General features: G+C 76.7%; 2 protein-coding genes. Both read left to right on the forward strand.

The features are described from left to right. The coding region (locus VGC13_RS01120) for an Ig-like domain-containing protein (RefSeq protein WP_331123346.1) at positions 1-1654 on the forward strand (1654 nt) is incomplete at its 5' end. Between the two features lie 290 nt (positions 1655-1944). Beyond that, on the forward strand, positions 1945-3337 hold a 1393-nt coding region (locus VGC13_RS01125), incomplete at its 3' end, for an Ig-like domain-containing protein (RefSeq protein WP_331123347.1).

Raw genomic sequence — 3337 nt, forward strand, 5'->3', positions numbered from 1 at the left:
CGGCACGCTCCCGGCGGCGGGCTTCACGGCCACGGCGGTCGCCAGCGGCGTGCTGACCCGCACGGGCGGGGCGGCGCAGACGGGCACGGCGGGCGCGGTGCTGCTGGACTCGCTGGAGGTGCGCTTCACCACCCCCACCGGCGCGCCGATCCAGGGCGCGGTGATCCAGTGGACCGGTCCCGGCGTGCTGGCGCCCGCCTCCTCCACCACCGGCGCGGACGGCTACGCGCGCACCGCGTGGCGCCTGCCCACCACGCCGGGCACCTACCAGGCGACGGCCAACCTCTCCGGCGCGACGGAGACGCTGGCCTTCACCGCCACCGCGAACGCCGGCGCGCCCGCGGCGATCGCAAAGCTGAGCGGCGACGCGCAGACGGGCGATCCGGGCGTGGCCCTGGCGGATTCGCTGGCGGTGCGGGTGACGGACGCGCATGGAAACCCGGTCTCCGGCGCCGCGGTCACCTTCGCCGCGGCGGGCGGCGGCTCCGTCTCGCCCGCGACCGTGACGACCGGCGCGGACGGCATCGCGCGGACGCGGTGGACGCTGGGCACCCACGTGGGGCTGGCGCAGACCGTCTCCGCCGCGGTGGCGGGGCTGCCGGCGGCCGGCTTCACCGCCACTTCCACGGGCTCGGGCGTGCTGACCCGCGTGAGCGGCAACGCGCAGGCGGACAGCATCGGCGCGTTCCTGGCCGACTCGCTGGCCGTCCGGTTCTCGACCGCCGCCGGACAGCCCATCCAGGGCGCCACCGTCCAGTGGGCCATCAGCGGCCCGGGCGGCTCCGTATCGCCCGCGACGTCCACCACCGGGGCGGACGGAACGGCGCGCACGCGGTGGAGGCTGGGCACCGGGACGGGAACGCAGACGGTGACGGCCGGGGTGGCGGGCCAGACCGGCTCCCTGGCGTTCACCGCCACCGCGCGGGCGGGGGCGCCGGCCACGCTGCAACTGGTCAGCGTCACCCCGGAAGAGGCGCCGCTGGGCACCGTGCGGGCCGTGCGCGTGCAGGTGCGCGACCGCGCGGCAAACCCCGTCCCTGGCGCCGCGGTGCAGTGGAGCATCGTCTGCGGCGGCCCGGTGAGCCCCGCCACCTCGCAGACGGACGCCGGCGGGTTCGCCCAGACACAGTGGACCGTGAACAACGCCTGCTCGTCGTCCGCCAGCGGCCCCAACGGCGCCGCGGCGGTCGCGGGAGTGCCGGCCGAGCAGTTCAGCGCCCGCGTCACCCCCAGCGGGCCGGCGCGCGTGCAGATCCAGCCGGACAGCGCCAGCGTGCCGCTCAACGGCTCGCTGCGGCTGGAGCACCGGCTGTACGACGCCTCCGGCGACTACATCCCGCCGTACGAGGGGTGCCGGTACACCTGCTACCACGGGTTCACCTGGACCTTCAGCGACACCACGGTCGCGCGGTACGGCGGCGTGGTGGACGAGGACGTGCAGTCGCCGATCATGGTACAGCTGGTGGGCGAAGGCACCACGCTGGTCATCGTGAGCAAGGGCGCGCTGGTGGATACGGCTGTGGTGGTGGTGACCGCCCCGTCGAGCGCCGCGGCCGCATCGCGCGCCCCCGCCCCGCCGCGGCGCGCGGCGCCGGGTGCGCGCGCGCCTGCCCCGGCCGCCGCGCCGCGCAGCCCGCGCGGCCGCGAGGACTGAAGCACGATCCACGCAGGACGAAGAGGCCTTCCCCCCATCCCGGGGACGGCCTCTTCCGCGTTTCACGGGGCGCGGAACAGGCGGTACAGCGGCGCTCCTGGCCCTACGCGCCACGGGGTGGAGCCGGCTCCGGTTCCGCCGCATCGACCATTCTCCTCCGTTTCGCCGCGGCTGAAGCGACGATGCAGGGCGGAACGGCATGGCCGCTTGCAGCCCGCGGCTTACCCTGCGCCTCCGCGCCCGATAGGTTTCAGCCGTCGGAATCCCGCCACGCCAGCCTCCACGTGCACATGCGCCTTCTCTCCACCCGCTCCTTCCTGCTCGCCCTGGCCGGCCTCGCGCTGATGGCCTGCGACGGCACGGGACCGGACCCGGCGGGCCCGCCCGCCAGCCTGGACATCGTCTCCGGCGACTTGCAGACCGCCACCGCCGGCACGGAGCTGCCGCAGCCGCTGGTGGTGGAGGTCACGGACGACAAGGGCAAGCCGGTCGAGGGGCAGGTGGTCAACTTCGTCGTGGTCACCGACGGCGGCTCCGTGTTCGCCGGCACCGCGCTGACCAACGAGGACGGCCGGGCGCAGGAGCGCTGGACGCTGGGCACCACCGCGCGCGACACGCAGAAGGTGGAGGCGCGCGCCGTCCATCCCGCCACCGGCCAGGCGCTGGTCTTTGCCACCTTCCGCGCCGTCGCCACCCCCGGCGCGCCGGCCTCGCTGGTGCGGGTGCTGGGCGGCACGCTGACGGGCGCGCCCGGCGTGGCGCTGGCGGACTCGCTGGCGGTGCGGCTGACCGACCAGCACGGCAACGGGATCTCCGGCCAGTCCGTCGCCTTCGCCGTGGCGGGCGGAGGCTCCGTCTCGCCCGCCACCTGCACCACGGACGCGGACGGCTTCGCCCGCACCGCCTGGACGCTGGGCCCCGCCCTGGCAACGCCGCAGACGGTGTCCGCCACCTTCGGCACCCTGGCGGCGGCGCCCTTCACGGCGACGATGGTCGCCGGCGGAACCCTGGCCCGCACGGGCGGCGTGACGCAGACCGGCACGGCGGGCGCGGTGCTGCTGGACTCACTGGCGGTGCGCTTCACCACCCCCACCGGCGCGCCGATTCAGGGCGCCGTCATCCAGTGGACCGGCCCCGGCGTGCTGGCGCCGGCCACCTCCACGACGGACGCGAACGGCTACGCGCGCACGTCCTGGCGCCTCCCCACCGCGGCGGGCACCTACCAGGCGACCGCCAACCTCTCCGGCGCGTCGGAGATGCTGGCGTTCACCGCCACCGCGAACGCCGGCGCGCCCGCGGCGATCGCAAAGCTGGGCGGCGACGCGCAGACGGGGGCGCCGGGCGTGGCGCTGGCGGACTCGCTGGCGGTGCGGGTGACGGACGCGCATGGAAACCCGGTCCCCGGCGCCGCGGTCGCCTTCAGCGCGGGCGGCGGCGGATCCGTCTCGCCCAGCACCCGCACCACGGGCACGGACGGCGTCGCCCGCGCGGCGTGGACGCTGGGCACCAGCCTGGGCGCGGCGCAGACCGCGTCCGCCACGGCCGGCACGCTCCCGGCGGCGGGCTTCACGGCCACGGCGGTCGCCAGCGGCGTGCTGACCCGCACGGGCGGGGCGGCGCAGACGGGCACGGCGGGCGCGGTGCTGCTGGACTCGCTGGAGGTGCGCTTCACCACCCCCACCG

The sequence above is a fragment of the Longimicrobium sp. genome, assembly GCF_036399255.1.
GTDB lineage: Bacteria > Gemmatimonadota > Gemmatimonadetes > Longimicrobiales > Longimicrobiaceae > Longimicrobium.